Raw genomic sequence first — 23,759 nt, 5'->3', positions numbered from 1 at the left:
AAGAGGGACACCCGGGTGGAATCGCCGCGAGACATCCTCAAGCGCCACGGCCTGCGCGCCAAGTACAGCTGGGGCCAGAACTTCCTCGGAGACGAGGACGCGCTCAGCACCATCGCCGACGCGCTGCACCTGCGCGAGGGCGAGCCCGTTGTCGAGCTGGGCCCGGGCCTGGGCCACCTCACGCGCTTCCTCGCCGCCACGGGCGCGAAGGTGACGGCCGTGGAGCGCGACCGGGACATGGTGACGGTGCTGGAGAAGGAGGCGATTCCCGGCGTGCGCGTGGTGGCGGGCAACGCCGCCACCGTGAACTTCGCCGAGGTGGCCGGCGCGCCCGACGTGGCCGTCGCGGGCAATCTTCCGTACCACCTCACCAGCTCCATCCTCTTCCAGGTGCTGGAGCAGCGCGCCCATGTGTCGCGCGCCGTCTTCACGCTCCAGAAGGAGGTGGTGGAGCGCCTGGCCGCGGAGCCTGGCACTCGCGACTACGGCCTGCTCACGGTGCTGCTCGGCCTGCACTTCGACGCGGAGAACGTGCTCACGCTGGAGGCGTGGCGCTTCCATCCGCCACCGAAGGTGGACTCCGCGGTGCTGTCGCTCACGCGCCGCGCGTCACCGCGCGCGCCCATCATCGACGAGGCCCGCTTCACCCGCGTGGTGAAGGCCGCCTTCGCCCAGCGCCGCAAGACGCTGCTCAACTCGCTCAAGTCGGACAAGACGCTGGCCACGCCCGACGCGCTCCTCGCCGCGCTCCAGACGGCGGGAATCGACCCGCAGCGCCGCGCGGAGACGCTCTCGCCGGAGGAGTTCGCCGCCCTGGAGCGCGCGCTCGGACCGGTGGCTCCCGGTCGCTCGCCGCCGTCGGTGGACCTCTCGGACGACGGCGCGGACGAGTAGGGCAGGGGGCCCGGCGCGGGCCCTACCGGCCCCGCAGCCCGAGGAGCTGACCCAGGCCGCCCTGCTGCTCCAGGAACGCCCGGAACTCATCCTCGGGGATGCGCATGCGCGTCAGCACGTCGCGGAGGATGTCCTCCACGGAGCCATCCTTGCGGCGCTTGAGCTCCAGCGCCGTCTTCAGCAGCACGACGCCATAGAGCGGATCCGCCTCCATGGGAGGTGGAGTCTCGGCCTTGGGCGTGGCGCTCGGGCGAGCCTCCTCGAGCCGCACCACTGTCTTCGCCCGCTGCCTCCCACTCATGACCGAAGGGCACCCCGCGCACACGCCATGGAATCGCGCGGCAACCTAGGGGGAGCCCACCCACAGCGTCAAGCGAGCCCTGGGATTCCCGCCGCCACCCCGGGCATGGAAAAATCGCCGGACCCCGGTGCCCAGGTTGTGTTATCCGCGCCCCCACGCGTGGCCCCGCGACCTGTTTTCCCAGGTGGAGAATCACCGGGGCCTCATCGCGCGTTTTCCGGGTCGGGAGGCCTCGGCGGATGGACTACCGGTACATCGTGGTCGAGGGGCCCATTGGCGTCGGCAAGACGAGCCTCTCCAACATCCTCTCCGAGCGGCTGAGCGCGCGCCGCGTGCTCGAGGTCGTGGAGGAGAACCCCTTCCTGTCCAGCTTCTACACGGACCGGCAGAAGTTCGGCTTCCAGACGCAGATCTTCTTCCTCTTGTCGCGCTTCCGGCAGCAGCAGGAGCTCTTCCAGCAGGACCTGTTCCGCTCGGTCACGGTCAGCGACTACCTGTTCGCCAAGGACCGCATCTTCGCCCACCTCAACCTGGACGCCCACGAGCTCGCCCTCTACGAGCGCGTCTTCGAGGCGCTCGGGCCCCGCGTCACCAAGCCCGACGTCGTCGTCTACCTCCAGGCCCGCCTCGACGTGCTGCTGCAACGCATCAAGAAGCGCGGCCGCGAGTTCGAGCGCAAGTTCGACTCCGGCTACCTGGAGGGGTTGGTCCACGCGTACAACAACTTCTTCTTCCACTACACGGAGACGCCGCTCCTCGTGGTGGACACCTCGGACATTGATTTCGTGAATAACGAGGCGGACAGGGAAGACCTGTTGGCAGCCATCCGCAAGGCGAAGCCGGGGACGCAGCACTACCTGCCCAAGGCGTCGCGGCGTCCCTGAAATCGGCCTCCCGACGGGTCGCCCGCTTGTTGAGGCCCCACGGCCGGGGCGAGGGCGTTAGAGTGCGGGGGTCGGCTTCGAAGCTTCCGGCGATCCCTGACGGGACGGCGAGGGGCCCGGGGTCGGCACTTTGCCGTATCCACCCTCACCCAACAGGAGGTGAACCGTGAAGGACAAGGTCACCATCCATTCGCTGAAGCGCCTGAAGCAGATCGGCCAGAAGATCTGCATGGTCACCGCGTACGACGCCACGTTCGCCCACATCCTCGACCAGTCGGGCGCGGACGTGCTGCTCATCGGTGACTCGTTGGGCATGGTCATCCAGGGCCATGACTCCACGCTGCCCGTGACGATGGACCAGATGGTCTACCACTCGGCGGCGGTGGCTCGCGGAACGAAGCGCGCCCACGTCGTGGCCGACCTGCCCTTCATGAGCTACCAGGTGTCCGTCCAGGAGGCGGTCCGCAACGCGGGCAGGCTCATCTCCGAGGGCGGTGCGGGCAGCGTGAAGCTGGAGGGCGGCGCGGAGTTCGCGGACACTGTGCGCGCCATCGTCCGCGCGAGCATCCCCGTCATGGGGCACCTGGGCCTGACGCCCCAGTCGGTGCACAAGATGGGCGGCTATGTCGTCCAGGGGCGCGACGAGGACCAGGCCCGGCAGCTCGTGGAGGACGCGCTCGCGCTGGAGGCCGCGGGGGCCTACGCGCTGGTGCTGGAGGGCGTGCCGATGGAGCTGGCGCGCACGATTACGCAGAAGCTGAGCATCCCCGTCATCGGCATCGGCGCGGGTCGTCACTGCGACGGGCAGGTGCTGGTCTGCTACGACCTCTTGGGGATGAACCCGGACTTCAAGCCCAAGTTCGTCAAGCGCTACGCGGACCTGCACGGCTCCATCACCGGCGCCGCCCAGGTCTACTTCGACGAGGTCCGCCAGGGCGCGTTCCCGGACGACGACCACTCGTTCAAGGCGACCAAGACGCTGCGCGCCGTGGCGCCCGCGGTCCCCGTGCCCGGCCCGCGCGCCGAGGTGCCGGTGGCGGCCGAGGGTGAGGAGAAGATCGGCCCCGTCTACGGAATCCCGGTCTAGCGCATGGCGCCCGCCGTCCTGCGAACCGTGGAGGAAGTGAAGGCGTGGGCGGCGGGTCTTGCCCGTGAGGGGCGCCGGCTCGCGCTGGTGCCCACCATGGGCTACCTGCACGAAGGGCACCTCTCGCTCATCCGTGAGGGGCGCCGTCGCGCCGACGTGGTGGCCGTTTCCATCTTCGTCAACCCCACCCAGTTCGGGCCCAAGGAGGACCTCTCGCGCTACCCGCGCGACTTCGAGGGAGACCTGACGAAGTGTGGCGAGGCCGGAGCGGACGTCGTCTTCGCGCCCACGCCCGAGGTCATGTACCCCCCGGGCTATCAGACGTACGTCGAGGTGACGGAGGTGAGCCAGGGGCTGTGTGGCGAGCGGCGTCCGGGGCACTTCCGGGGCGTGGCCACCATCGTCACGCAGCTGCTCGCGCTCTTCCGGCCGGCCGTCGCGCTGTTCGGGGAGAAGGACTACCAGCAGCTGCAGGTCATCAAGGCCTTCAACCGGGATTTGCACCTGGGCGTGGACATCGTCGGAATGCCGACGGTCCGCGAGCCCGACGGGCTGGCGATGAGCAGCCGCAATGCCTACTTGTCCACCGAGGAGCGGCAGCGGGCGCTGTCCCTGTCGCGAGGACTGCGGGCGGCGCTCACCCTTCTTCACGGAGGCACGCGGGATGCCGTGGCCCTGACTGGTGCTGTGCGGCACGAATTGGCCGCGGCGGGCCTGCGCGAGGATTACGTCGCGCTGGTGGATGCCGAGCGCCTGACTCCGCTGGACGTGGTAACGCCGGGGCGGGCTGCTCGCCTGCTCGTGGCGGCCTTCAGCGGCAACACACGCCTCATCGACAACATGGCATTGGGCGGTTAGGAGACCCACGACACGTATGGCATCGGGTGGAAAGTCGAAGGGGCCGGCGGGCGGCGAACAGGTCAGGCTCATCGCCGAGAATCGGCGTGCGCGCTTCGACTACACCGTGGACGAGAAGGTGGAAGCCGGCCTGGAGCTGACGGGAAGCGAGGTGAAGTCGCTGCGTGACGGGGTGGCCAATCTCTCGGACGCGTATGCCCTGCCCAAGGGGAGCGAGCTGTTCCTGCTCAATGCCCACATCGGTTCCTACAAGTCCGCCAGCGTGTTCGACCATCTGCCCACACGCGGCCGGAAGCTGCTGATGCACCGGGCGGAAATCGACCGGTGGACCACGAAGGTGCGGGAGCGTGGGTATTCCATCATCCCGCTGATGCTGTATTTCAAGAAGGGGCGCGCGAAGGTGGAGCTCGGGTTGTGTCGGGGCAAGACACACGAGGACCGGCGCCAGGACATCAAGGAGCGGGAGACGAAGCGAGAGATGGACCGGGCCGTGCGCCGACGCTGACGTGGCGCGCCCGAATTTCTCTTCGCCGTACACCGATGGACGACAAGAAGGATTTGGACAAGAAGGAGCGGCTGCTCGCCTCGCTGGACCAGGGGATGGTGATGATCCACCTGGACGCGCGCAGGCCCGGTGTGCTCGTTCCCGCTTCATTGCGAGGAGAGGCGCACCTGCGCCTCAACCTCTCGTATCGCTTCGACCCGCCGGACCTCACGGTGGGCGAGTGGGGCGTGCGCTGCACGCTGAGCTTCTCGGGGTCGCGGTTCAAGGTGGCGGTGCCGTGGTCGGCGCTGTTCGCCATCGCCAGCCACGTGACGAAGGAGTCGTGGATGTACATGGAGGACATGCCCCCGGAGCTGCTCCAGCAGCCGGTGGCGGCGCGTCCTCAGCCGCAGCCGATGCCGGTGGCCTCGGAGCGTCCGCGCACCTTCCTGCGTGAGGTGCCCGCGGAGCCGGTGGTCGAGGAGGCTCCGGTTGCCGCGCCGCCGCCTCCGGAGGTGACTCCCGAGGGGCCGAAGGATGACTCTCCGCCGCCGCGTCGGGGGCACCTGCGCCTGGTGAAGTGACGACTGGAGGGGCCACGTTCCAGGTGGCCCGCTTCGGACCCGGCTGCTTCCCTCGAAGTACGGACTCCTCCGCGCGCGACTCGACAGCGGAGGGGCCACACGTGCGGCTCACAGCTGTGGCGTTGCCTCAAGCCGCGAGAACTCACCTTCGAGTGCCGTGCCGCGAGCGGCCACCCGTGCAGTGTGCGGCTGACCGCTGAGCGTCACTTCGAGCCGCCCGCTCCTGCGTCCGAGGACCGTGCCTTGCGGCGGGCGGCCACCCATGTGGCTCACTTCTGGAGCGTCGCCTCGAGCCGCGCAGGCTCGCCTCCGGGGAAGGTGCCCTTCCACGGACGATAGCCCTTGAGCCGCACCTGCACGGCGACGGGGCCCTCGGGGTAGAGGTTGTCGAGCGCCAGCGGCGTCGTCCCCACCGGCTTCTCGCCAATCAACACCGTCGCGCCCGAGGGCTCGCTCGTGAGCATGAGCACGGGAGGAGGCATGGGGCGGTTGACGCTTGCCATGAGGCGATTCGCGACGGTGGTGCGGTGCGGCCACAGCCACACGCTGCCGCCCACGGCGACGGCCGCGCCCATGAGCAGGACCAGGCGACGTCCCCAGCGCCGAGGCGCCGCGGAGGCGGGGACCTCATCCCAGGTGCTCTCGGGACGAGGGGCTCGCTCCTCGAGCTCCAGTGAATCACCTCGCGCCTGCGTCACGCTCGGCGCCGAAGGGCGACGAGGCGCGGCGTCGATGCTGTCCGCGAGTGACGAGGTGGTGGTGTCCGCGCCGCTCGAAGCAGGTCCGGCACCGCGAGCATTCCTGGCAGGCGCGGCCAGCGCACTGGCACCCCGGAGCGAGCCCGAAGGCGTGTCTCCGGGAGCCACCTGACGTGAGGTGTCCGAGGCGCCGGGTGTCAGTGGCGCGCGGCCATCCACGGCCGGGGCTTCATCGTCCGCGGCGAGTAAGGCCCCCTGAGGTGCGAAGGGAGACTCGACGGAGGTGTCGAAGGCCCCCGGAGTCGGCGGCGCGAGCCGCTCGGCACAGACGGAGCAGGGCGCGCGCGCCGCGGACAGGAGCGAGCCACACCGCACGCAGCGGTGCAGGAGCCGCCCGCTCGAACTCATCTCGATGCCCGCGGGCCCCGACGCCTCGTCCTCCCCAGCGTCCATCGCATCCAGCGCCCGCGAATCCTCCTGTCCAGGCGGTGCCCCGGTTCCCGCCGATGCACCCTGAGCGAGCGCCTCCGCGAGGGGCCCCATGCGCGTCGGCGCCGAGTGCGCGGAAGGGTCGTTCGTGGCGGGGCGCAGGCTCGCGCTCGGACGCGACGGTGATGCACCACTCCTCGACCCCGCTCCTCCAGCCTTCTCCCTCAGCGTGGGAGGAGGTGGCAGGGCCTCGAGGAACGCGGTGAGTCCCTGCGCGCTCGCGGGTTCCCCCGTCTGCGCCAGCCACCTCGCGAGCACCTCACCGAGGGTCTCGGGCGTGGGGAAGCGGGCCTCGGGCGCGCGGGCGAGCATGCGCCGCACGATGTCCGCGAGGGACGCGGGAACCTCGGGAGGCAGCGGCGGCACGTCGCGCGACACGATGGCCAGCGCGACGGAGCCCCCCGACTCCGTGGTGGACGAGAACGGATGCGCGCCCGTGAGCAGCTCATGGAGCACGAGCCCCAGGGAGAACTGGTCACTCAACATGGTGGCGGGCTGGCCCTGGAGGACCTCGGGAGCGCTGTAGGCCTCCTTGCCCTTGAAGTGGCCGGGCGCGGTGTGGGACGCGCCGCTCAGCCGGGCGATGCCGAAGTCCGTCACCTTCACCTCACCCTCGCGGGACACGAGGATGTTGGACGGAGACACATCCCGGTGGGCCATGAGCAACGGCCGCCCCTCGTGGAGCTTGCGGTAGGCGTGGTGCAGCCCCGCGAGCACGTGGAGCGCGATGTGCGCGGCCAGGTGCGGCGGGAAGCGGCGCCCCAGCTTCGAGGTCTGGCGCAGCAGCACACCCAGGTCCCACCCGTCCACCAGCTCCATCACCAGGAAGAGCCCCGAGGCGCTCTGGGCCACGTCGAACACGGTGGCGATGTTCTGGTGTTGCAACAGCGTGGCGAGTCGGGCCTCGGCCAGGAACATCCGCGCGATGTCGGGCTCCTGGGCCAGGTGGGGGAGGATGCGCTTGATGGCGACGGTGCGCTCGAAGCCCTCGGCGCCCTTCGCCACGCCGAGGAAGAGCTCCGCCATGCCGCCGGTGGCCAGGGGACTGACGAGCCGATAGCGTTCGTTCACGAGGAGGCGCTCCGGGCTCGTGGGCCCTTCAGGAGATGGGCTGCGTGACTTCGCGCAGGAGCTTCCAGGGGTAGATGCCGGTGGTGTGCCCGTCGCTGAAGTTGAACGCCAGCGCGTAGTTGCCCACGGGCTGCAGCTGCTTCACGCGCAGGTCCGCGGGCACCTTCGTCTGGTCCAGCGTGCGTTGGTTCGTCCACTCGTCCACGCAGGCCGCGCACGGGCACTGCTGGCGCAGCAGCTGCGCGGTGGCGGCGCTCCGGGCACCGTCATCCCACGTCAGCTCCAGGCGGGAGCCGTCCGGAGACAGGCGGGTGTCCGTCGCGGTGGCGGCGGGAGTCGAGGGCTTGATGCGGTCCCAGAAGCTCAACGTTGCACCTTTCAGAAGCTCAACAGCGGTGCGCCCTCCCTACCATCCTTCGGGCCTGGGGAGGCGCGGGACTCACGAGGCCAGCTTGACGGGCTGCCGGTGGCCCTCCAGCCGCACGCCCTTCTTGGCCAGCACCCGTCGCAGCGCGGCCACCACCTGCGGGTCCAACTGCGCGCCGGTGAGGGTGTCCAGGATCTCCATCGCCTTCTCCAGCGGCATGGCCTTCTGGTAGGGGCGCGTCGACGTGCAGGCGTCGAAGGTGTCCGCGCACCCGACGATGCGGGCGAGCAGGGGGATGTCGTCGCCCTTGAGCCGGTCCGGGTAGCCCGTGCCGTCCCAGCGCTCGTGGTGGTGGCGCACGCACGCGCGCACCGCGCCCAGGAAGCTCACCGGGCCGATGATGGCGTCGCCGATGGCCGGGTGCTCGCGCATGATGGCCATCTCCTGGTCCGTCAGCTTCGTCTGCTTGCAGAGGATGGACTCGACGATGCCAATCTTGCCGATGTCGTGGAGGATGCCGCCGTACTGGAGCTGGCGCAGCTCGCGCTCGGTGAGGTTGAGCTCCCGGCCAATCTCCACCGCCACGTCGCCCACCCGCTGGCTGTGACCGCGCGTGTACGCGTCCTTCGAGTCGATGGAGTTGGCCAGCGCGACGATGGTCTCCAGGTAGCCCTTCTCCAGGCTCTCGTAGAGGCCGCGGTTCTCCAGGTCGTACGCGAGCAGCTGCTTGCTCATGTAGTTGAACGTCTGGGCCAGCTCCCCGACCTCGTTCTTCTGGGTGATCTTCACCTCGACGCCGAACTTGCCGCGCGCCAGCTCCAGCGCGCCCTCGGTGAAGACCTTGAGCGGCCGGGTGAGCGTGCGCGAGAAGAGCGCCGCCAGCACCAGCGCCACCAGGATGGCCGCGCCCAGCCCCACGAGGATGCGCCGCTCCATCGTCTCCACCTGGTGATAGGCGTGCTCCACGGGTTGCTCGGAGATGATGGCCCAGCCCGTCTCCGGGAGCACCGTGTACGCGGCCACCACCGCGTCGCGCCCCTCGCCGAAGTTGCCCACGTGGAACAGCTCCGCGTCGGGCGTGGTGGCCAGCTGTTGCAGCAGGTGGGCCACGGGGCTTCGCTGCGAGACGTCTCCGCCCAGCGCGCCCACGCCGCCTCCGCCCACGACGAGGCGCCCGCGGCGGTCTGTCAGGTACGCGAAGCCGGTGCTGCCCACGCGCTCCTGCTCGAGCATCTGCCGCAGCCCCGACAGCGACAGGTCCGCGGAGATGAAGCCCTTGACGGGCTCCCCCACGGAGAAGGCCACCGTCACGAGGGGCCCGGCTCCATTCGGGACCACCACGACGTCCGAGTAGCGCAGGGTCTCGATGCTGCTCTCGAGCAGCGCCCGGCTCCGCTCCTCGTGCGAGGCGAGCGCGGTGGGGGACACGTCATGCCGCGAGAAGGCCTGCAGCCCGGGCATCCGCTTGCGGTCCGGACCGAAGACGGTGATGGCCAGCACCTCGCGGCGCTGTGAGAGCACTGCTCCCAGGTGCATCTGCTGCGCCTCGGTGGGCAGCGAGAAGAAGTTCGGCACGCGGGCCAGGCCCAGCACCGCGTCGGTGGGCTCGCCCAGGAAGTTCTCGGCCTTGAGCCGCAACTGCTTCACGCGCTCCTGCGCCAGCTCCTGGGCGTCGCGCACCAGCAGCTCGCGCGTATGGGAGACGGAGAGCCAGCCCACCATGAGGGTCGGGACGATGCTGACCACCAGCATCAAGAGGAGCATGGCTTTGAACAGGCGCACGGCGCGACTCCTCCAGCAACTACTCCCACGGCCCCGAACGGACCCTGACGGAGATGTTCTCGACCAGTTCGAACCGCCGCGCCCCGGAGGGCTCCGACCGGCCCGAGGCGCTCACGGCTCTCACCGTCCACCGATACCGTCCCGCCGGCAGCCGCGGCAGCTTCAGCTCGGCCACGGTGGAGGACAGGGTGAGCACGTTGGCGCCCGGCGCCTCCCGCGACACCTCGACCTCATAACGCTCGACGCCCGGCTGCGCCGCCCAGGAGAGCTTCACGGGCCCCAGGCCCACGCCCTTCGTGTCCGCCGGGTATTCGAGCCGCGCGCCCTCCGCGGGCTTCTCGGGCTGGGGCACGCTCGGCGGAGGGAGGGAAGGCGGACGCCCCTTCTCCACGAGCACCGTCTCGCCGGGGGCGACGGGGAGGGTGACGCCCTCGGCCTCCACGCGCACCGGTGGGCCCCGGGTGACGCTGACGGTGGTGGTGCCCGCGTCGGGCTCTACCTGGACACTGAAGGTGGAGGGCTGGGGCGCATGCCGCTGCGCCACCAGCGTGCCCGCGGCGTTGGCCGCCTCGGAGGCCTGCGCGTAACGCGCGGTGCGGAAGTGCACCTCCGCCTCCTTCAGACGGGTCTCCGCCTCCGCCGGTCCACCCGCGCTCCGGGCCCGGGCCACCAGCGTGCGCGCCGTCTCCAGCGCCTTGAGCGCCAGCGCCCGCTCCTGACCGGGCAGCTTCAGCCGCGTGCCGGGGGAGACCGCATCCGAGGACAGCGCGTTGAGCGCGCGCAGCTCCGCGGTGGCGCTCGCGTCTCCCAGGGCGCGCTCGGCCACGTCGCGCAGCGACTCCTGCGGCCCCACCACGGTGGTGTCGGGAGGCGCGGCGCACAGCCACGCGAACAGGAGCAGGGTCGTCCTCATTGGAAGACAATCTCCCTTCCCGCCTGGATGGTGGCCCCGGGCGTGGTGACGGATATCGAGTGCTCGGCGGGCTTCGGCAGCTCCGTGTCGATGCGGCCGCGCAGCACCGTGAGGTCCGTGCGCGAGCGCCCCGGTCTGGGCCGCGTCTCGGCGATGCCGATGAGCGAGTCACCGCCCAGGTGCACCGTGCTGCCGTTGGCCGTGAAGACCAGGTCCGCGCCCGCGCCCGCCTCGGTGCGGACCTTGTCGTTCTCGAACAGGGGCACGCCGTCGCTGGCGGTGCTCCACTCGTCGGCCGTGGCGCGCTTGAGCTGGACGTTGCCCTTCAGTCCCCGCAGGTGCGCGCGCGGCACGGGCGCCGGCGCGAGCGTCGCCGCGGGCATGGCGGGCGCATCCTCGGCGGTGCAGCCGAGCGGTGAAGCCGGGAGCGCGAGCACGAGCAGCATGGGGAGCCAGGGTCGACCATTCACGAGAATCCCAGGCTAATCCAATCGGCGGTGTCGCAGGCAGGGCAGGTCGCGTCGGATTCGCGCCAGGAGCGCCGGGTCGACCGGCGCCACGGCCAGTCCCTCGCCCTCCGAGGCGCGCGCCGTCACCAGCCCCCACGGGTCCACCACCATGGCGTGGCCATACGTGAGCCGCTGCGCCGAGTGTCGGCCTCCCTGCGCGGGCGCCAGCACGTACGCCTGGTTCTCGATGGCCCGGGCCCGCAGCAGCACCTCCCAGTGGTCCTTCCCGGTCATCATCGTGAACGCCGCCGGGACGGCCAGCAGCGTGGCCCCGTCCTTCGACAGCCGCCGGTAGAGTTCCGGGAACCGTAGGTCGTAGCAGATGGACATCCCCAGCCGGCCCACCGGTGTGTCCGCCGCCACCACCTCCGTCCCCGGCGCCACCGCCGCGGACTCCTGGTAGGTCGCACCGTCACCCACCTCCACGTCGAACAGGTGCATCTTGCGGTAGACGCCCAGCCGCTCACCCTCCGGGCCGAACAGGACGCTGGTGTTGTAGAGGCGACCGCCGGGAGCCCCTGCCTCCAGGACGCTGCCGGACAGGAGCGTCAGGCGCAGCTCCCGGGCCAGCTGGGCCATGCGGGACAGGGTGGGGCCCTCGAGCGTCTCGGCGGCGCCCGGGCGCTCGGCCTCGGGGCCCATCCAGGCGAAGTTCTCTGGCAGGCCCACCAGCCGGGCGCCCAGCTCACCGGCCCGTCGGACGAGCCGGGTGGCGACTTCCAGGTTGTGGGCCTTGTCGGCGGTGGACACCATCTGGGCGGCGGCGATGAGGTGCATGGGCCCGTTATAACGCCCGTGCCGGGCGCGGAACCCCTGGGAATTCCTGGCCCTGTTGGGCAGGTTTCAAGGGGCCCTAGAGGGAGCGTCCTTCCTTTACACCCCTCTGGGGGGTGTGTTACGGACGCGCCCGACATTTTTCGATGTGCACCTCGAAAAGTGGGCCGCCGTGCCCGCTTTTCGCGTTTTTGGAGTCTGGTTTCCCGGTTATGTCGGAGAAGAACCTCAAGCAGACGGTGGAGGAGCGGGCGAGCGCGGTGCTCGACCCCATCGTTGCGGGCGAGGGCCTGGAGCTCGTGGACCTGGAGTTCGTCCGGGAACGCGAAGGGTGGGTGCTGCGGCTCTTCATCGACAAGCCAGGGGGACGGGTGGGACTGGACGAGTGCAGTCAGGTTTCCCGCGCGGTGGACCCCATGCTGGACGTGGAGGACTTCATTCCCCACGAGTACAGCCTGGAGGTCTCCAGCCCTGGTGTGGACCGGCCGCTGAAGAAGCCGGCGCACTTCGAGCGGGTGGTCGGTCAGCGGGTGAAGGTGAAGACCTTCGGACCGTTGGGCGAGCCGCCGCGCAAGAACTTCGCCGGCAAGCTGGCCGGGGTGGCGGGCGACGGCATCTCGGTGGAGGTGGAAGGCGCCGGAACCTTCCACATCCTCTTCAAGGACATCGCGAAGGCGAACCTGGAGTTCGAGTTCTAGACGTCGACATACAGGGCACCCTGCCGCGCGGGGGGCCCGTGGCCCATTCAGGAGAAGACCATGCCCACGCAGCAAGCCAACCCGAGCGTCAACCTCAACCTCGTCCTGGACCAGGTCGCCAAGGACAAGGGCATCGACCGGGCTGTGCTGATTGCCACCCTCGAGGATGCGATGAAGACCGCGGCCAAGAAGCACTTTGGCCAGGACCGCAACCTCGAGGCCAAGTACGACCCCGAGAAGGGCGTGGTGGAGCTGTTCCAGGCCATCACCGTGGTGGAGGAGATCACCGACCCCGTGCAGGCGGTGAACCAGATCACCCTCGGTGAGTCCCACAAGAAGGGCATGGAGGTGGAGCCCGGCGACGAGCTCGTCTTCCAGATCTTCTACCGGGACGAGGACGCCAACGAGGCCAAGGCCCAGGACGACCAGTACGGCGACATCCTGCGCCTGAAGACCTTCCGCCGCGGCTTCGGCCGCATCGCGGCGCAGACGGCCAAGCAGGTCATCCTGCAGCGCACCCGCGACGCCGAGCGCGAGAACGTCTTCAACGAGTACAAGGACCGCAAGAACGAGATCGTCACCGGCATCGCCCGCCGGTTCGAGCGCGGCAACATCATCGTGGACCTGGGCCGCGCCGAGGCCGTCCTGCCGGTGCGCGAGCAGGTCCCGCGTGAGACGTACCGCCCGGGCGACCGCGTCCAGGCCTACGTGCTGGACGTGCTGCGTGAGTCCAAGGGCCCGCAGATCGTCCTGTCGCGCGCGTCCGTGAACCTGCTCACCAAGCTGTTCGAGATGGAGGTGCCCGAGATCGCCGAGGGCATCGTCGTCATCGAGGCCGCCGCGCGCGAGCCGGGTGGCCGCGCGAAGATCGCCGTCTCCAGCCGGGACTCGGACGTGGACCCGGTGGGCGCGTGCGTGGGCATGAAGGGCAGCCGCGTGCAGGCGGTGGTGCAGGAGCTGCGCGGGGAGAAGATCGACATCGTTCCGTACGACGAGGACCCGGCGCGCTTCGTGTGCTCGGCCCTGGCCCCCGCGGAGGTCAGCCGCGTCATCATCGACGAGGCCAACCACGCCATGGAGCTCATCGTCCCGGACGACCAGCTCAGCCTGGCCATCGGCCGGCGCGGCCAGAACGTGCGCCTGGCGGCCCAGCTGACGGGCTGGAAGCTGGACATCAACAGCGAGAGCCGCGTGCGGGAGATGCGCGAGTTCGCCAACCGCTCGCTGGGCGCGCTGCCGGGCGTCAACGAGATGCTGGTGGAGACGCTCTACGCGCACGGCTTCCGCCAGGCCCGCGACGTGGCCGAGGCCAACGCCGAGGTGCTGGCGCAGATCCCCGGCGTGGACCCCGCCCGCATCCCCTCCATGCAGGAGGCCGCCCGGAAGCGGATGGTCGAAGACCAGGCGGAGCTGTCCCGCATGGATTATGAAAGGGAGCAGGCCCGCATCGCCGAGGCGCGCCGCCACCCCGACGAGCTGAACCAGTCCGAGCGGATGGCGCGCGTGCGCGGCGTTGGCGAGAAGACCATCGAGCAGCTGCAGTCGTCCGGCTACCGCACGGTGGAGGACATCGCCAACGAGAAGGACCTCGCGAAGCTGGGCGACGTCCCGGGTGTGGGCATCAAGAAGGCCCGCCAGCTCAAGAGCGCGGCGGAGAACTACCTTGTGGAGGAGGCCAAGCTGCGCGCGGAGCTGAACGCCGAGCGCGGTATTTCGGCGGCGACCCTGGACGGTGGCGCGGAAGCCACCAAGTCGCCGTAAGCTAGAAGAGGAGAGGGGACGTGGGGCGCCCGACTGGCCGCTCGGAGCCAGCAGCAAGCGCGGAGTCAGGCCCGGTCCGGATGTGCGTCGGATGCGGGTCCAAGCGACCGCAAGCAGAGCTCACCCGGTTCGTGGTAGGCCCCGGGGGCGCCATCGTGGTGGACAGGGAGCGGCGGCTGCCCGGACGGGGCGCCTACCTGTGCGGTGTCGGTTGCATGACGGCAGCGCTGAAGCGGAAGGCATTTGCAAGGGCCTTTCGCGGGAAGGCGGGGTTGTTAGACCCGTCGCAGCTCGGGTAGGCAGAGCAGCCTGCGCCATGAGGGCGGAGGGGTGTTGGGGGGGAGTGGGTGTTAAGGACCACTCGCACACATTTTCGGGTTTGAGCTAGGGTGCTGCGCCCCGGAGTCGCCGGGTGTGGCAGGCCAACAAGGGCAATATGTCGAAGAAGCGCGTCCACGAAATCGCCAAGGAGCTCAAGGGCCACGGCATTGAGCTCGACAACAAGGAGGTCGTAAACGAGCTGTCCGCGCTCGGGTACGACGTCAAGAGCCATTCGTCCTCCCTCGATGACGACCAGGCGACCGCCGCCGTCCAGAAGATTTTGGACAAGCGCAAGCCGAAGCAGGCCGCGCCCCCCGTGACGGCGAAGGGGTTCGTGGTGCGCCGCAAGGTGGGCCCCCCCGCCGGCGCGTCGGGAGACGCGGGCATGGAGTCCCAGTCGGCTGACGCCGGGTACGAAGGTGTGCCCGAGTCCCTGCCGCCCGAGGCTCCGCCCCAGGCCCCAAGCCACACCATCGAAGCGGCCCCGCCGACCGTCGAGGAGCCCCCTCGCCACGTCGAGCCGCCCGCGCCCGCCGTCGAGTCGGCCCCCGCCCCCGTGGCGGAGGCGGCTCCCGTCGCCGCCGCGCCCGTGACTCCGCCCGCCTCCACGGTGGCCGAGCCGCCCGCGCCCGTCGCATCCCCTGTCACAGCCGAGGCTCCCAATGCCCCGGTCGAGGCGCCTCGTGCGCCTGTCGCCCCTCCCGCTGCCGCCGCGCAGCCTCGTCCCCCTTCTCAGGAGAGTACCCACTTGCCCCAACCCCCTCCGCGCTCGCCGGTTCCGCCGACTGTCCGGACGCCTTCCTCCCCGTCTTCGTCCGCGACCGTCGTGTCCCGAGGCCCCGCGCCGGGCTACGGGCAGCGGAGCGGTCCTCCGGGCAATCGCCCGGGTGGGCCCGGTGGTCCGGGTGGACGTCCCGGGGGGCCGGGCGGTCCGGGTGGACGTCCCGGTGGTCCGGGCGGTCCCGGTGGTGGGCGTCCGGGTGGTCCCGGCGGTCCGGGGGGGCGTCCCGGTGGCCCCGGTGGTCGTCCGAGCTATCCGTCGTATCAGGGCCAGGGCGCGCGTCCCGGCCAGGGTCCGGTGCGTCCCAGCACGTCTCCGACGGCGCAGGCCTCGGCCGGCGGCACCGCCGCGCCGCAGGGGCCCACCATCATGGTGGGCGGTGTTCCCCACGCGCAGGTGACCCCCACGGGTGGCCAGGCGCGGCCCACGGCCACGCAGGCCGTCGTCATCTCGCGCCCGCTCATCCAGGTGCGGCGCGTGACGCCCACCGCGGGTCAGGCCAAGCAGTACCCCATGGCGCCGGGCCGCGCGGGCATCCCCGAGCGGCGTGAGTACAAGGTGGTCCCGGACCACCTGGGCCGTGGCCGCGAGCTGGTGGACGTCTCCAAGAACAAGGAGCGGGGCCAGCGCAAGCGCACCAGTGGCGATACGACCAGCGTGTCCAAGCAGGAACTGACGGACATGGTCTGGGGCCGCGTCACCATCCCCATCCGTGGCAAGAAGCGCAAGCCCACGAAGAAGGGCGCCAAGACGCAGATCACCCAGATGGCCGAGGAGAAGAAGGTCATCAAGCTGCAGGAGGGCATCTCGGTGTCCGACCTGGGCCAGCGCATGGGTGTGCGCACCGCGGAGATCATCAAGAAGCTGATGGGCCAGGGGAAGATGGCCACGGCGAACCAGATGGTGGACGCCGACACCGCCGAAATCCTCGCCACCGACTACGGGTGGAAGGTCGAGCGCGTGGGCTTCGAGGTGGAGGACTACCTGCCCGAGGTGGAGGCCCGTCCCGAGGACGAGCGTCCGCGTCCGCCGGTCGTCACCATCATGGGCCACGTCGACCACGGCAAGACGAGCCTCCTGGACGCCATCCGCAGCGCCAACGTGGCGTCGGGCGAGGCGGGCGGCATCACCCAGCACATCGGCGCGTACAGCATCACCACCGCGCGCGGTGACGTCACCTTCCTGGATACCCCGGGTCACGAGGCCTTCACGTCCATGCGCGCCCGCGGCGCCAACGTGACGGACATCGTGGTGCTGGTGGTGGCCGCCGACGACGGCGTGATGCCGCAGACGGTGGAGGCCATCAAGCACGCGAAGGCGGCCGAGGTGCCCATCGTCGTCGCCATCAACAAGATGGACGTGCCGGGCGCCAACCCGGACCGCGTGAAGAAGGACCTGGCCAACCACGAGCTCACCCCGGAAGAGTGGGGCGGCGACACCATCATGGTGCCCGTGTCGGCCAAGACGAAGCAGAACCTGGACCTGCTGCTGGAGAACCTGGCGCTGCAGGCCGAGGTCCTCGAGCTCACGTCCAACCCGAACCGTCCGTCGGTCGGCGCCATCATCGAGGCCAAGCTGGACCGCGGCCGTGGCCCGGTGGCCACGGTGCTGGTGCAGGAGGGCACGCTCAAGCTGGGTGACGCCGTCGTCACCGGCTCGCACTACGGCCGTGTCCGCGCGATGAACAACAGCCGCGGCGAGCAGGTGAAGGAAGTCAAGCCGGGCTACTGCGCGGAGGTCATCGGCCTGTCCGGTGTCCCCAGCGCGGGCGACGCCATCAACGTGGTGGCGGACGAGAAGGCGGCCAAGCAGATCGCCGAGCACCGCAACATGAAGGAGCGGCAGACCGAGCTGTCCAAGGTCAGCCGCGAGTCCCTGGAGCAGCTGTTCGCCAAGACGAAGGCGGGCGGTGGCCCCAAGGAGCTGCGCGTCGTCATCAAGGCGGACGTGCAGGGCTCGGCGGAGGCCGTCAAGCAGGCCGTCCAGAAGCTGTCCACGCACAAGGTCAAGGTGGAGATCGTCCACACGGGCGTGGGCGCCATCACCGAGGGCGACGTGATGCGCGCGGCCGCCTCCAAGGGCGTGGTGCTCGGCTTCAACGTGCACCCGGAGTCCGGCGCGGAGGCCGCGGCCAAGGCGCAGGAAGTCACCCTGCAGAGCTACTCCATCATCTACGAGCTCATCGACGGGGTGCGCACGCAGATGGAGGGCCTGCTGGAGCCCATCCGCACGGAGAAGAAGCTGGGCCGCGCGGAGGTCCGCAACACCTTCAACGTCCCCCGCCTGGGCACCATCGCCGGCGCGGCGGTGCTGGATGGTGTGATGAAGCGCGGCGCCTTCGTGCGCCTCATGCGCGAGAACAAGCAGCTGTTCTCCGGCAAGATGGCGTCGCTGCGGCGCTTCAAGGACGACGTCAAGGAGGTCGCGCAGGGCTTCGAGTGCGGTATCGGCATCGAGAGCTTCAACGACCTCAAGGCCGGCGACATCATCGAGGCCTACGAGATCGAGGAGACCCGGCAGAGCCTCACCTAGTCGTCGCTCGACCGAGTCCTCTTCGCCTCCGGGAAGGCCCCACCTTCCCGGAATGGTTTCGCCCGGGAGACCTCGCGACTTCGCGGGGTCTTCCGAGGCCGGGGGATTGGCATGTTCGTGGGTGTCGCACGTCTGACCCTCCAGATTCCGGAGAGCGGCTCGCTGAAGTCGAAGCGGCAGGTGCTCCGCCGGGTGATGGACCGGGTGAAGGCCCGCTTCAACGTGGCCATGGCGGAGGTGGAGGACCAGGACCTCTGGCAGAAGGCCACGCTCGCTCTCTCGGTGGTGGGCAACGAGCGCCGCCACGTGGACGAGCAGCTCGAGAAGGTCATCCACTTCATCGAGGAGATGTACGTCGCCCCGCTGATGTCGCGGGAGACGGAGATACTCGCCTTCGGAGACCAGCTCTTCGCGGGAGGCCCTTCGCAGGCTTCCTCGCTCGGGGCGAAGTCCGCGCGGCAGGTGTTGGACGAGGAGGACGAGGCGCTGTCTCCGGAGGAGGCGGCGGCCGAGTCGGAGGCGGCGATTGCCCGCTTCCTCAGGGGTGAGCGGGCTTCGTTGGCGGAAGCCGAGGGGTTGGGAGATTGGGAGCGCCGTCATGACGGCGACAACGACGGTGGCCCCGGTACGGGCCGCCCGTCTCCGTCGGGCGGTGGACGGATGACGCTGGACGAGGCACGGGCTCGCGCCCGCGCCCTGCGCAACCCGCGAGACTGGGAGAAGAAATGACGACGCATTCCCGACCCGAGCGAGTGGGGCAGGAGATCCAGGCGGCGCTGGGGGCCTTGCTGGCCCGTGGCGAGCTGCGGGACCCCCGCATCGGCTTCATCACGATTACCGGCGTGAAGGTCTCCCCCGACCTGCGCGTGGCCCGTGTCTTCTATTCGATGATGGGCACGGCCGAGGAGCGCTCCGAGACGCAGAAGGGGCTGGAGGCGGCCAAGGGCTTCGTGCGCCGCGCCGTCACCGAGGCCGTCAACCTGCGGGTGTCGCCCGAGGTCTTCTTCTCCTTCGACGAGTCTGTCGGCGAGGGCGACAAGATCGACCGTCTGCTGCGCGAGGTCCGGAGCAAGGAAGGCTGGTAGTTCTGGCGCCAGCCCCACAATATTGAGCGGACATGGACGGCGTCCTCGTCATCGACAAGCCCACTGGCCCCACGTCCTTCGACGTGGTGCGACAGGTGCGCTCGCTGCTCAAGCTGAAGAAGGTGGGCCACACGGGGACCCTGGACCCCATGGCCACCGGGGTGCTGCCCCTGTGTCTGGGGGAGGCCACCAAGGTGGCGGGCTTCATCACCGAGGGCGACAAGGCCTACGACGCCACGGTGCGCCTGGGCGCGGAGACGGACACCCAGGACGCGGAAGGGCAGGTGACGGCCCGGGCGCCGGTGCCCGCGCTGACGCCCGCGCTGCTGGAGGCCGCGCTCGCGCGCTTCCGGGGGCCCTTCGAGCAGGTGCCGCCCATGTATTCGGCGGTGAAGGTGGCCGGCAAGCGCCTGTACGAGCTGGCCCGCGCGGGTGAAGAGGTGGAGCGCGCCGCCCGCCAGGTGACGGTGTACGAGCTGGTGCTGCGCGACTTCTCCGCGGACCGGCTCCACCTGTCCGTGCGCTGCTCCAAGGGCTTCTTCGTGCGCACCCTGGCGTTCGACCTGGGCCGCGCGCTGGGCTGCGGGGCGCACCTGGAAGCGCTGCGTCGCACCTCCAGCGGGCCTTTCACGCTGGCGCGGGCGCTGCCCCTGACGGACGTGGCGTCCCTGGCGAAGGAGGGCCTCCTGGCCCCGCGGCTGGTGTCGCTCTCCGACGCGCTGGTGGACATGCCCGAGGTGCGGGTGAACGCGGACGAGGCGCGCCGCGTCTCCCACGGTGTCCCGGTGGAGGTCCCCGCCTCGCTCAAGCCCGGCCGCGTGCGGGTGATGGGACCGGACGGCGCGCTGCTCGCCGTGGCCGAGGGCGTGGGCGGGCGGCTGCGCTACCTGCGGGTGCTCGTCTAGGCGCCCCTTTGCCCCGGGTTGTGCGTCTTCTCACGCTCCCAGGCCTGGGGGGCGCACGGGCAGGCGTCCAAGGTTGACCCTGGGTAGGGCGAAGCTTATAAGCCCCCCGCTCGTTAGAAGCATGAGCATGAGACCCGGTCTGTACCCCTCCGCGGACCTGGGTGACTCAAGTGGTATCCACGCCGGAGCGGGACAGAAGGACGAGAATCACATGTCGCTGCATCAGGAGCGCAAGTCGGAGCTGGTGACGAAGTTCAGGACCCACGAGTCTGACACCGGGTCCCCCGAGGTGCAGGTGGCGCTGCTGTCCGAGCGCATCAACATGCTCACCGAGCACTTCAAGACGCACAAGAAGGACCACCACTCCCGCCGCGGTCTGCTGAAGCTGGTCGGTCAGCGTCGTCGGCTTCTGGACTACCTGAAGTCGAAGGACGTCACCCGGTACAAGAAGCTCATCGAGGGCCTCGGCATCCGCAAGTAGGCATCTCGGCAGCAAACGGGGCGCTGGTTCAACCAGCGCCCCGCGCGTTTGAGAAGGACGAAGCAGTTCGAGTCGCGGTGGGTGGTGGCGGGCGAGGGAGTGGTGCCGTCGGAGGTTTTGGTTTCCGTTCGGACCGGCTGACCTGGGGTGTGAGGTCGGCCGGTGCGATCAGGGATCAAAAGTTCCGGGACATCCCTCCGGCGCTCCGCAAGCGCCCTTCCGCAGTACAGGCTGGCGGTTGCCTGTCATGTGCCTTTTCGGGCCTTGGCGACCGCTCATACACCCCGAGGGCCCTCCCGGGGTGCCGGGTCCATTTGTCCTGGACCGGGTGCGTGCGGTGGGGTCCTCGCCCGAAGCAATACCGAGGCAAGGACATGTTGAAGAAGAGCGTCAAGATTGGCGAGAGCGAGCTGAGCATCGAGACGGGCCGTCTGGCCAAGCAGGCCGATGGCTCCGTGGTGGTCCGCTATGGCGACACCATGCTGCTCGTGACGGCGGTGAGCGCGCGGGAGAAGAAGGACATCGACTTCCTGCCGCTGACGGTGGAGTACCAGGAGAAGCTGTACTCGGCGGGTCGCATCCCCGGCAGCTACTTCAAGCGCGAGGGCCGGCTGACGGAGAAGGAGACGCTGGCCAGCCGCATCGTGGACCGCTCCATGCGTCCGCTGTTCCCGGAAGGCTACGCGTACGAGACGCAGATCATCGCCAGCGTCATCTCCGCGGACCCGGAGAACGAGGGCGACGTGCACGGCATCACCGGCGCCTCCGCGGCGCTGTGGGTGTCGGACATCCCGTTCGACGGCCCCCTCGCGGGCATCCGCGTGGGCCGCGTGGGCGGTCAGCTGGTGGCCAACCCCACCGCGAAGCAGCGTGAGCAGAGCGACCTGGACCTGGTCATGGCGGTCAGCCGCAAGGCCATCGTCATGGTGGAGGGTGGCGCGGAGGAGGTGTCCGAGCCCGACATGGTCGCCGCGCTGGAGTTCGGCTTCCAGTCCGCCCAGCCCGCGTTGGACCTGCAGGACGAGCTGCGCCGCGCGCTGAACAAGCAGGTGCGCTCGTTCGACAAGCCGGCCTCCGTGGACGAGGCCCTGCGCGGCAAGGTGCGCGAGCTGTCGATGGACGGCATCAAGGCCGGCTACGCCATCAAGGAGAAGGGCGCGCGCTACGAGGCGCTCTCCAAGACGAAGAAGGAGACGCTCGCCAAGCTCAAGGAGCAGCTCGCGGAGGCCTACACGCCGCTGGTGGAGAAGCACGCCAAGCAGGTGGTGGAAGACCTCAAGTACGAGCACATGCGCGAGATGACGGTCAACGGTGGCCGCATCGGCGACCGTGGCCACGACGTGGTCCGCTCCATCACGTGCGAGGTGGGCGTGCTCCCGCGCACCCACGGCAGCGCGGTGTTCACCCGTGGCGAGACGCAGGCGCTCGTGGTCGCGACGCTGGGCACCAGCGAGGACGAGCAGCGCCTGGAGATGCTCGGAGGCATGTCCTTCAAGCGCTTCATGCTGCACTACAACTTCCCCCCGTTCAGCGTGAACGAGACCAAGCCGCTGCGCGGCCCGGGCCGTCGTGAAATCGGCCACGGCGCGCTGGCGGAGCGCGCGCTGCGCAACATGGTGCCCAAGAGCGAGTCGTTCCCGTACACGGTGCGCCTCGTCTCCGACATCCTCGAGTCCAACGGCTCCTCCTCCATGGCCTCCGTGTGCGGTGGCACGCTGGCGCTGATGGACGCGGGCGTCCCCATCAAGTCGCCGGTGGCCGGCATCGCCATGGGCCTGGTGAAGGAGGGCGAGAAGATCGCCATCCTGTCCGACATCCTCGGTGACGAGGACCACCTGGGCGACATGGACTTCAAGGTGTGCGGCACCACCAAGGGCATCACCTCCATCCAGATGGACATCAAGATCACCGGTCTCACCACGGAGATCATGAGCCGCGCGCTGGAGCAGGCGCGTCAGGGCCGCCTCCACATCCTGGATGAGATGCTCAAGACGCTGGCGCAGCCGCGCAAGGAGATCAGCCAGTACGCTCCTCGCATCACGACCATCCAGATTCGTCCCGAGTTCATCAAGAACGTCATCGGGCCGGGCGGCAAGGTCATCAAGGACATCATCGCGCGCACCGGCGCGGCGATTAACATCGAGGACTCCGGCCGGGTGGACATCGCCAGCGCGAACGGCGAGGCCGTGAAGGCCGCCATCGCGATGATCCAGGCGCTGACCCGCGAGGCGGAGATCGGGAAGATCTACACGGGCACGGTGCGGAAGATCGCCGAGTTCGGCGCCTTCGTGGAGCTGTTCCCGGGCACCGACGGCCTCATCCACATCTCCGAGCTGTCCGACAAGCGCGTCAAGAGCGTCTCCGACGTGCTGAAGGAGGGCGACGAGGTGCTGGTGAAGGTCGTCAGCATCGACAAGACGGGCAAGATCCGCCTGTCGCGCAAGGAGGCGATGGCGGAGCGCGCGGCGGCCCAGCAGGGCGCGGCCGACGCGGTCGCCGCCCAGCCGTCTCCCGAGGCCACGCAGCCCAACGCCAAGGCGTGATGCCCCTGGGCACCCGGGCCCGCTCGTAGGGCCTCCGGGCAGCCTCGCACCCCCTTCCGCCACTCGCGCGGGAGGGGGTGTTTTCGTTTCCGGGGAGACTGGCTTAGACCTGGACGGGGGGCGCGTGCGTTGGAGGTGCGAGCCCCGCTTCCCGGAGGCCCTGTTGCCGCCTGCTCCACCGCCCAGCTCCACTGGATTCGTCACCGACGTCTCGCGCCTGTTGGGGGCCTTCCGGTGGGCGTTCATGCCGCTGGGGCTGCTCGCGCTCGTCGCGGTGGGCGTGCACGCGGCGGCCGACACGCTGGATGACCGGCTCTTGTCGCTGGTGGACCGCGCGGACGCGGCCTTCGACGGGGTGGTGGGCCGCTACGATTTGACGGCGCCCATGGTGGAGTGGGTGTCGCTGGAGCTGCGCACGGAGATCGCGCGGGCCCTGGCCCTCCTGTGGGAGCTGGCCGCGGACCTGGTGCTGGCGCTGCCCGCGCTGGGCTACCGCGAGGCGGCGGCCGCCAGGCCCGCGGAGGCGTGGCGCGTGGCGCTGGAGGGGAAGCAGGCCCAGCCCTCGTGGCGCGCGTTGTGGCGGCGGTGTCTGCGTCAGCCCACGCCCATGCGGTGGCTCCGGCCCCTGTCCACGGCGGCGGTGGTGGTGGCGGGCGCGTGCACGGTGGCGCGGCTCCTCCAGGGCACGGTGTACCTCTCCTGGCGCGAGCTGATGGGAGACCGCGTGGCGGACGGGGGCGCGCGCGGACTGGCGCTCGTGGTGCTCGTGGGCGTGCTGGCCACGCTGGGCTGGCGCGCGGTGCTGCGAAACCTCCAGCACGCGGACGAGGCCTGCGCGAGCGTGTCCGGACGCAAGGCCTTCACCCGCGGCCTGCTCGGGTGCGCGGTGGTGGCGCCGCTGGCGGTGGCCGCGGTGCTGGACGCCTCTCCACTGCTGTCCTTCCTTCGCTAGGGGCC

At 69.9% G+C, this 23,759-nt stretch carries 23 protein-coding genes; 16 read left to right on the top strand and 7 right to left on the bottom strand.

The window, feature by feature from the left end:
• The first annotated feature begins 15 nt into the window (after positions 1 to 15).
• Complete coding sequence (gene rsmA / locus K8625_RS32695) at positions 16 to 894, top strand: 16S rRNA (adenine(1518)-N(6)/adenine(1519)-N(6))-dimethyltransferase RsmA (RefSeq protein WP_223748789.1); 879 nt, start codon at positions 16 to 18, stop codon at positions 892 to 894.
• A 22-nt stretch (positions 895 to 916) separates the two neighbouring features.
• Here rsmA and K8625_RS32690 read toward each other — a convergent pair whose 3' ends face one another.
• Positions 917 to 1,195, bottom strand: coding sequence for a hypothetical protein (locus tag K8625_RS32690; protein ID WP_074957972.1), 279 nt, complete (start codon positions 1,193 to 1,195; stop codon positions 917 to 919).
• Positions 1,196 to 1,434: 239 nt separating this feature from the next.
• Here K8625_RS32690 and K8625_RS32685 point away from each other — a divergent pair, with 239 nt between their 5' ends.
• From K8625_RS32685 to K8625_RS32665, 5 genes are all read left to right on the top strand, one after another.
• Entirely contained in the window at positions 1,435 to 2,079 is a 645-nt protein-coding gene (locus K8625_RS32685) for a deoxynucleoside kinase (protein WP_046712230.1), read from the top strand.
• Between the two features lie 166 nt (positions 2,080 to 2,245).
• On the top strand, positions 2,246 to 3,166 hold the full coding sequence (gene panB / locus K8625_RS32680) for a 3-methyl-2-oxobutanoate hydroxymethyltransferase (protein WP_223784925.1): 921 nt from the start codon (positions 2,246 to 2,248) through the stop codon (positions 3,164 to 3,166).
• 3 nt (positions 3,167 to 3,169) lie between these two features.
• Entirely contained in the window at positions 3,170 to 4,024 is an 855-nt protein-coding gene (gene panC / locus K8625_RS32675) for a pantoate--beta-alanine ligase (protein ID WP_223784924.1), read from the top strand.
• A gap of 16 nt (positions 4,025 to 4,040) precedes the next feature.
• Positions 4,041 to 4,529: an SsrA-binding protein SmpB gene (gene smpB / locus K8625_RS32670; RefSeq protein WP_141330392.1), complete on the top strand. Its 489-nt coding sequence runs from the start codon at positions 4,041 to 4,043 to the stop codon at positions 4,527 to 4,529.
• 35 nt (positions 4,530 to 4,564) lie between these two features.
• Positions 4,565 to 5,092: a ClpXP protease specificity-enhancing factor SspB gene (locus tag K8625_RS32665; protein ID WP_223784923.1), complete on the top strand. Its 528-nt coding sequence runs from the start codon at positions 4,565 to 4,567 to the stop codon at positions 5,090 to 5,092.
• A 269-nt stretch (positions 5,093 to 5,361) separates the two neighbouring features.
• Here K8625_RS32665 and K8625_RS32660 read toward each other — a convergent pair whose 3' ends face one another.
• The 6 genes from K8625_RS32660 to K8625_RS32635 form a co-directional block, all read right to left on the bottom strand.
• Positions 5,362 to 7,350: a serine/threonine-protein kinase gene (locus K8625_RS32660; RefSeq protein WP_223784922.1), complete on the bottom strand. Its 1,989-nt coding sequence runs from the start codon at positions 7,348 to 7,350 to the stop codon at positions 5,362 to 5,364.
• A gap of 28 nt (positions 7,351 to 7,378) precedes the next feature.
• Positions 7,379 to 7,717, bottom strand: a complete 339-nt coding sequence (locus tag K8625_RS32655; RefSeq protein ID WP_141330386.1) for a DUF971 domain-containing protein — start codon at positions 7,715 to 7,717, stop codon at positions 7,379 to 7,381.
• 72 nt (positions 7,718 to 7,789) lie between these two features.
• The gene (locus tag K8625_RS32650; protein WP_223784921.1) at positions 7,790 to 9,499 is read right to left on the bottom strand and encodes an HD domain-containing phosphohydrolase; all 1,710 of its coding nucleotides are present in this window, start codon (positions 9,497 to 9,499) and stop codon (positions 7,790 to 7,792) included.
• Between the two features lie 19 nt (positions 9,500 to 9,518).
• Positions 9,519 to 10,412 carry a peptidoglycan-binding protein LysM gene (locus K8625_RS32645; RefSeq protein ID WP_141330382.1) on the bottom strand — a complete coding sequence of 298 codons (894 nt, stop codon included), beginning with the start codon at positions 10,410 to 10,412 and terminating at the stop codon, positions 9,519 to 9,521.
• Positions 10,409 to 10,858 carry a FecR family protein gene (locus tag K8625_RS32640; protein WP_194869416.1) on the bottom strand — a complete coding sequence of 150 codons (450 nt, stop codon included), beginning with the start codon at positions 10,856 to 10,858 and terminating at the stop codon, positions 10,409 to 10,411. Before K8625_RS32640 ends, K8625_RS32645 begins: the two co-directional genes overlap by 4 nt.
• Positions 10,859 to 10,894: 36 nt before the next feature.
• Positions 10,895 to 11,698, bottom strand: coding sequence for a carbon-nitrogen hydrolase family protein (locus K8625_RS32635; RefSeq protein ID WP_223784920.1), 804 nt, complete (start codon positions 11,696 to 11,698; stop codon positions 10,895 to 10,897).
• A 209-nt stretch (positions 11,699 to 11,907) separates the two neighbouring features.
• Here K8625_RS32635 and rimP point away from each other — a divergent pair, with 209 nt between their 5' ends.
• From rimP to K8625_RS32585, 10 genes are all read left to right on the top strand, one after another.
• Positions 11,908 to 12,393, top strand: a complete 486-nt coding sequence (gene rimP / locus K8625_RS32630) for a ribosome maturation factor RimP (RefSeq protein ID WP_046712241.1) — start codon at positions 11,908 to 11,910, stop codon at positions 12,391 to 12,393.
• Positions 12,394 to 12,453: 60 nt separating this feature from the next.
• Positions 12,454 to 14,154, top strand: coding sequence for a transcription termination factor NusA (gene nusA / locus K8625_RS32625; protein WP_141330376.1), 1,701 nt, complete (start codon positions 12,454 to 12,456; stop codon positions 14,152 to 14,154).
• A gap of 80 nt (positions 14,155 to 14,234) precedes the next feature.
• On the top strand, positions 14,235 to 14,453 hold the full coding sequence (locus K8625_RS32620) for a YlxR family RNase P modulator (RefSeq protein WP_141330374.1): 219 nt from the start codon (positions 14,235 to 14,237) through the stop codon (positions 14,451 to 14,453).
• A 137-nt stretch (positions 14,454 to 14,590) separates the two neighbouring features.
• Positions 14,591 to 17,788, top strand: coding sequence for a translation initiation factor IF-2 (gene infB, locus K8625_RS32615; protein ID WP_223784919.1), 3,198 nt, complete (start codon positions 14,591 to 14,593; stop codon positions 17,786 to 17,788).
• A 111-nt stretch (positions 17,789 to 17,899) separates the two neighbouring features.
• Positions 17,900 to 18,517, top strand: a complete 618-nt coding sequence (locus tag K8625_RS32610) for a DUF503 domain-containing protein (RefSeq protein ID WP_141329850.1) — start codon at positions 17,900 to 17,902, stop codon at positions 18,515 to 18,517.
• Positions 18,514 to 18,873 carry a 30S ribosome-binding factor RbfA gene (gene rbfA / locus K8625_RS32605; protein ID WP_046712244.1) on the top strand — a complete coding sequence of 120 codons (360 nt, stop codon included), beginning with the start codon at positions 18,514 to 18,516 and terminating at the stop codon, positions 18,871 to 18,873. The genes K8625_RS32610 and rbfA overlap by 4 nt, the downstream gene beginning before the upstream one ends.
• A 32-nt stretch (positions 18,874 to 18,905) precedes the next feature.
• A complete protein-coding gene (gene truB, locus K8625_RS32600; RefSeq protein WP_223748797.1) occupies positions 18,906 to 19,778 on the top strand; it encodes a tRNA pseudouridine(55) synthase TruB in 873 nt (290 codons plus the stop codon).
• A 211-nt stretch (positions 19,779 to 19,989) separates the two neighbouring features.
• Complete coding sequence (gene rpsO, locus K8625_RS32595; RefSeq protein ID WP_044279503.1) at positions 19,990 to 20,259, top strand: 30S ribosomal protein S15; 270 nt, start codon at positions 19,990 to 19,992, stop codon at positions 20,257 to 20,259.
• 374 nt (positions 20,260 to 20,633) lie between these two features.
• Positions 20,634 to 22,802 (top strand): polyribonucleotide nucleotidyltransferase, encoded by a 2,169-nt coding sequence (gene pnp, locus K8625_RS32590; protein WP_223748798.1) that lies wholly within the window; start codon positions 20,634 to 20,636, stop codon positions 22,800 to 22,802.
• Between the two features lie 163 nt (positions 22,803 to 22,965).
• Positions 22,966 to 23,754, top strand: coding sequence for a hypothetical protein (locus K8625_RS32585; protein ID WP_223748974.1), 789 nt, complete (start codon positions 22,966 to 22,968; stop codon positions 23,752 to 23,754).
• Positions 23,755 to 23,759: the final 5 nt, after the last annotated feature.

The sequence above is a fragment of the Myxococcus sp. AS-1-15 genome, from assembly GCF_020037055.1.
GTDB lineage: Bacteria > Myxococcota > Myxococcia > Myxococcales > Myxococcaceae > Myxococcus > Myxococcus fulvus.
This window is presented reverse-complemented; position numbering and strand designations above follow the sequence as displayed.

Excerpts from the sequence above, each read along its gene's own strand:
- K8625_RS32690 (WP_074957972.1), bottom strand. The coding sequence starts at position 1,195 with ATGAGTGGGAGGCAGCGGGCGAAGACAGTGGTGCGGCTCGAGGAGGCT.
- K8625_RS32685 (WP_046712230.1), top strand. The coding sequence starts at position 1,435 with ATGGACTACCGGTACATCGTGGTCGAGGGGCCCATTGGCGTCGGCAAG.
- panC (WP_223784924.1), top strand. The coding sequence starts at position 3,170 with ATGGCGCCCGCCGTCCTGCGAACCGTGGAGGAAGTGAAGGCGTGGGCG.
- smpB (WP_141330392.1), top strand. The coding sequence starts at position 4,041 with ATGGCATCGGGTGGAAAGTCGAAGGGGCCGGCGGGCGGCGAACAGGTC.
- K8625_RS32665 (WP_223784923.1), top strand. The coding sequence starts at position 4,565 with ATGGACGACAAGAAGGATTTGGACAAGAAGGAGCGGCTGCTCGCCTCG.
- K8625_RS32645 (WP_141330382.1), bottom strand. The coding sequence starts at position 10,412 with ATGAGGACGACCCTGCTCCTGTTCGCGTGGCTGTGCGCCGCGCCTCCC.
- K8625_RS32640 (WP_194869416.1), bottom strand. The coding sequence starts at position 10,858 with ATGCTGCTCGTGCTCGCGCTCCCGGCTTCACCGCTCGGCTGCACCGCC.
- K8625_RS32635 (WP_223784920.1), bottom strand. The coding sequence starts at position 11,698 with ATGCACCTCATCGCCGCCGCCCAGATGGTGTCCACCGCCGACAAGGCC.
- rimP (WP_046712241.1), top strand. The coding sequence starts at position 11,908 with ATGTCGGAGAAGAACCTCAAGCAGACGGTGGAGGAGCGGGCGAGCGCG.
- nusA (WP_141330376.1), top strand. The coding sequence starts at position 12,454 with ATGCCCACGCAGCAAGCCAACCCGAGCGTCAACCTCAACCTCGTCCTG.
- K8625_RS32620 (WP_141330374.1), top strand. The coding sequence starts at position 14,235 with ATGTGCGTCGGATGCGGGTCCAAGCGACCGCAAGCAGAGCTCACCCGG.
- infB (WP_223784919.1), top strand. The coding sequence starts at position 14,591 with ATGTCGAAGAAGCGCGTCCACGAAATCGCCAAGGAGCTCAAGGGCCAC.
- K8625_RS32610 (WP_141329850.1), top strand. The coding sequence starts at position 17,900 with ATGTTCGTGGGTGTCGCACGTCTGACCCTCCAGATTCCGGAGAGCGGC.
- rbfA (WP_046712244.1), top strand. The coding sequence starts at position 18,514 with ATGACGACGCATTCCCGACCCGAGCGAGTGGGGCAGGAGATCCAGGCG.
- truB (WP_223748797.1), top strand. The coding sequence starts at position 18,906 with ATGGACGGCGTCCTCGTCATCGACAAGCCCACTGGCCCCACGTCCTTC.
- rpsO (WP_044279503.1), top strand. The coding sequence starts at position 19,990 with ATGTCGCTGCATCAGGAGCGCAAGTCGGAGCTGGTGACGAAGTTCAGG.
- pnp (WP_223748798.1), top strand. The coding sequence starts at position 20,634 with ATGTTGAAGAAGAGCGTCAAGATTGGCGAGAGCGAGCTGAGCATCGAG.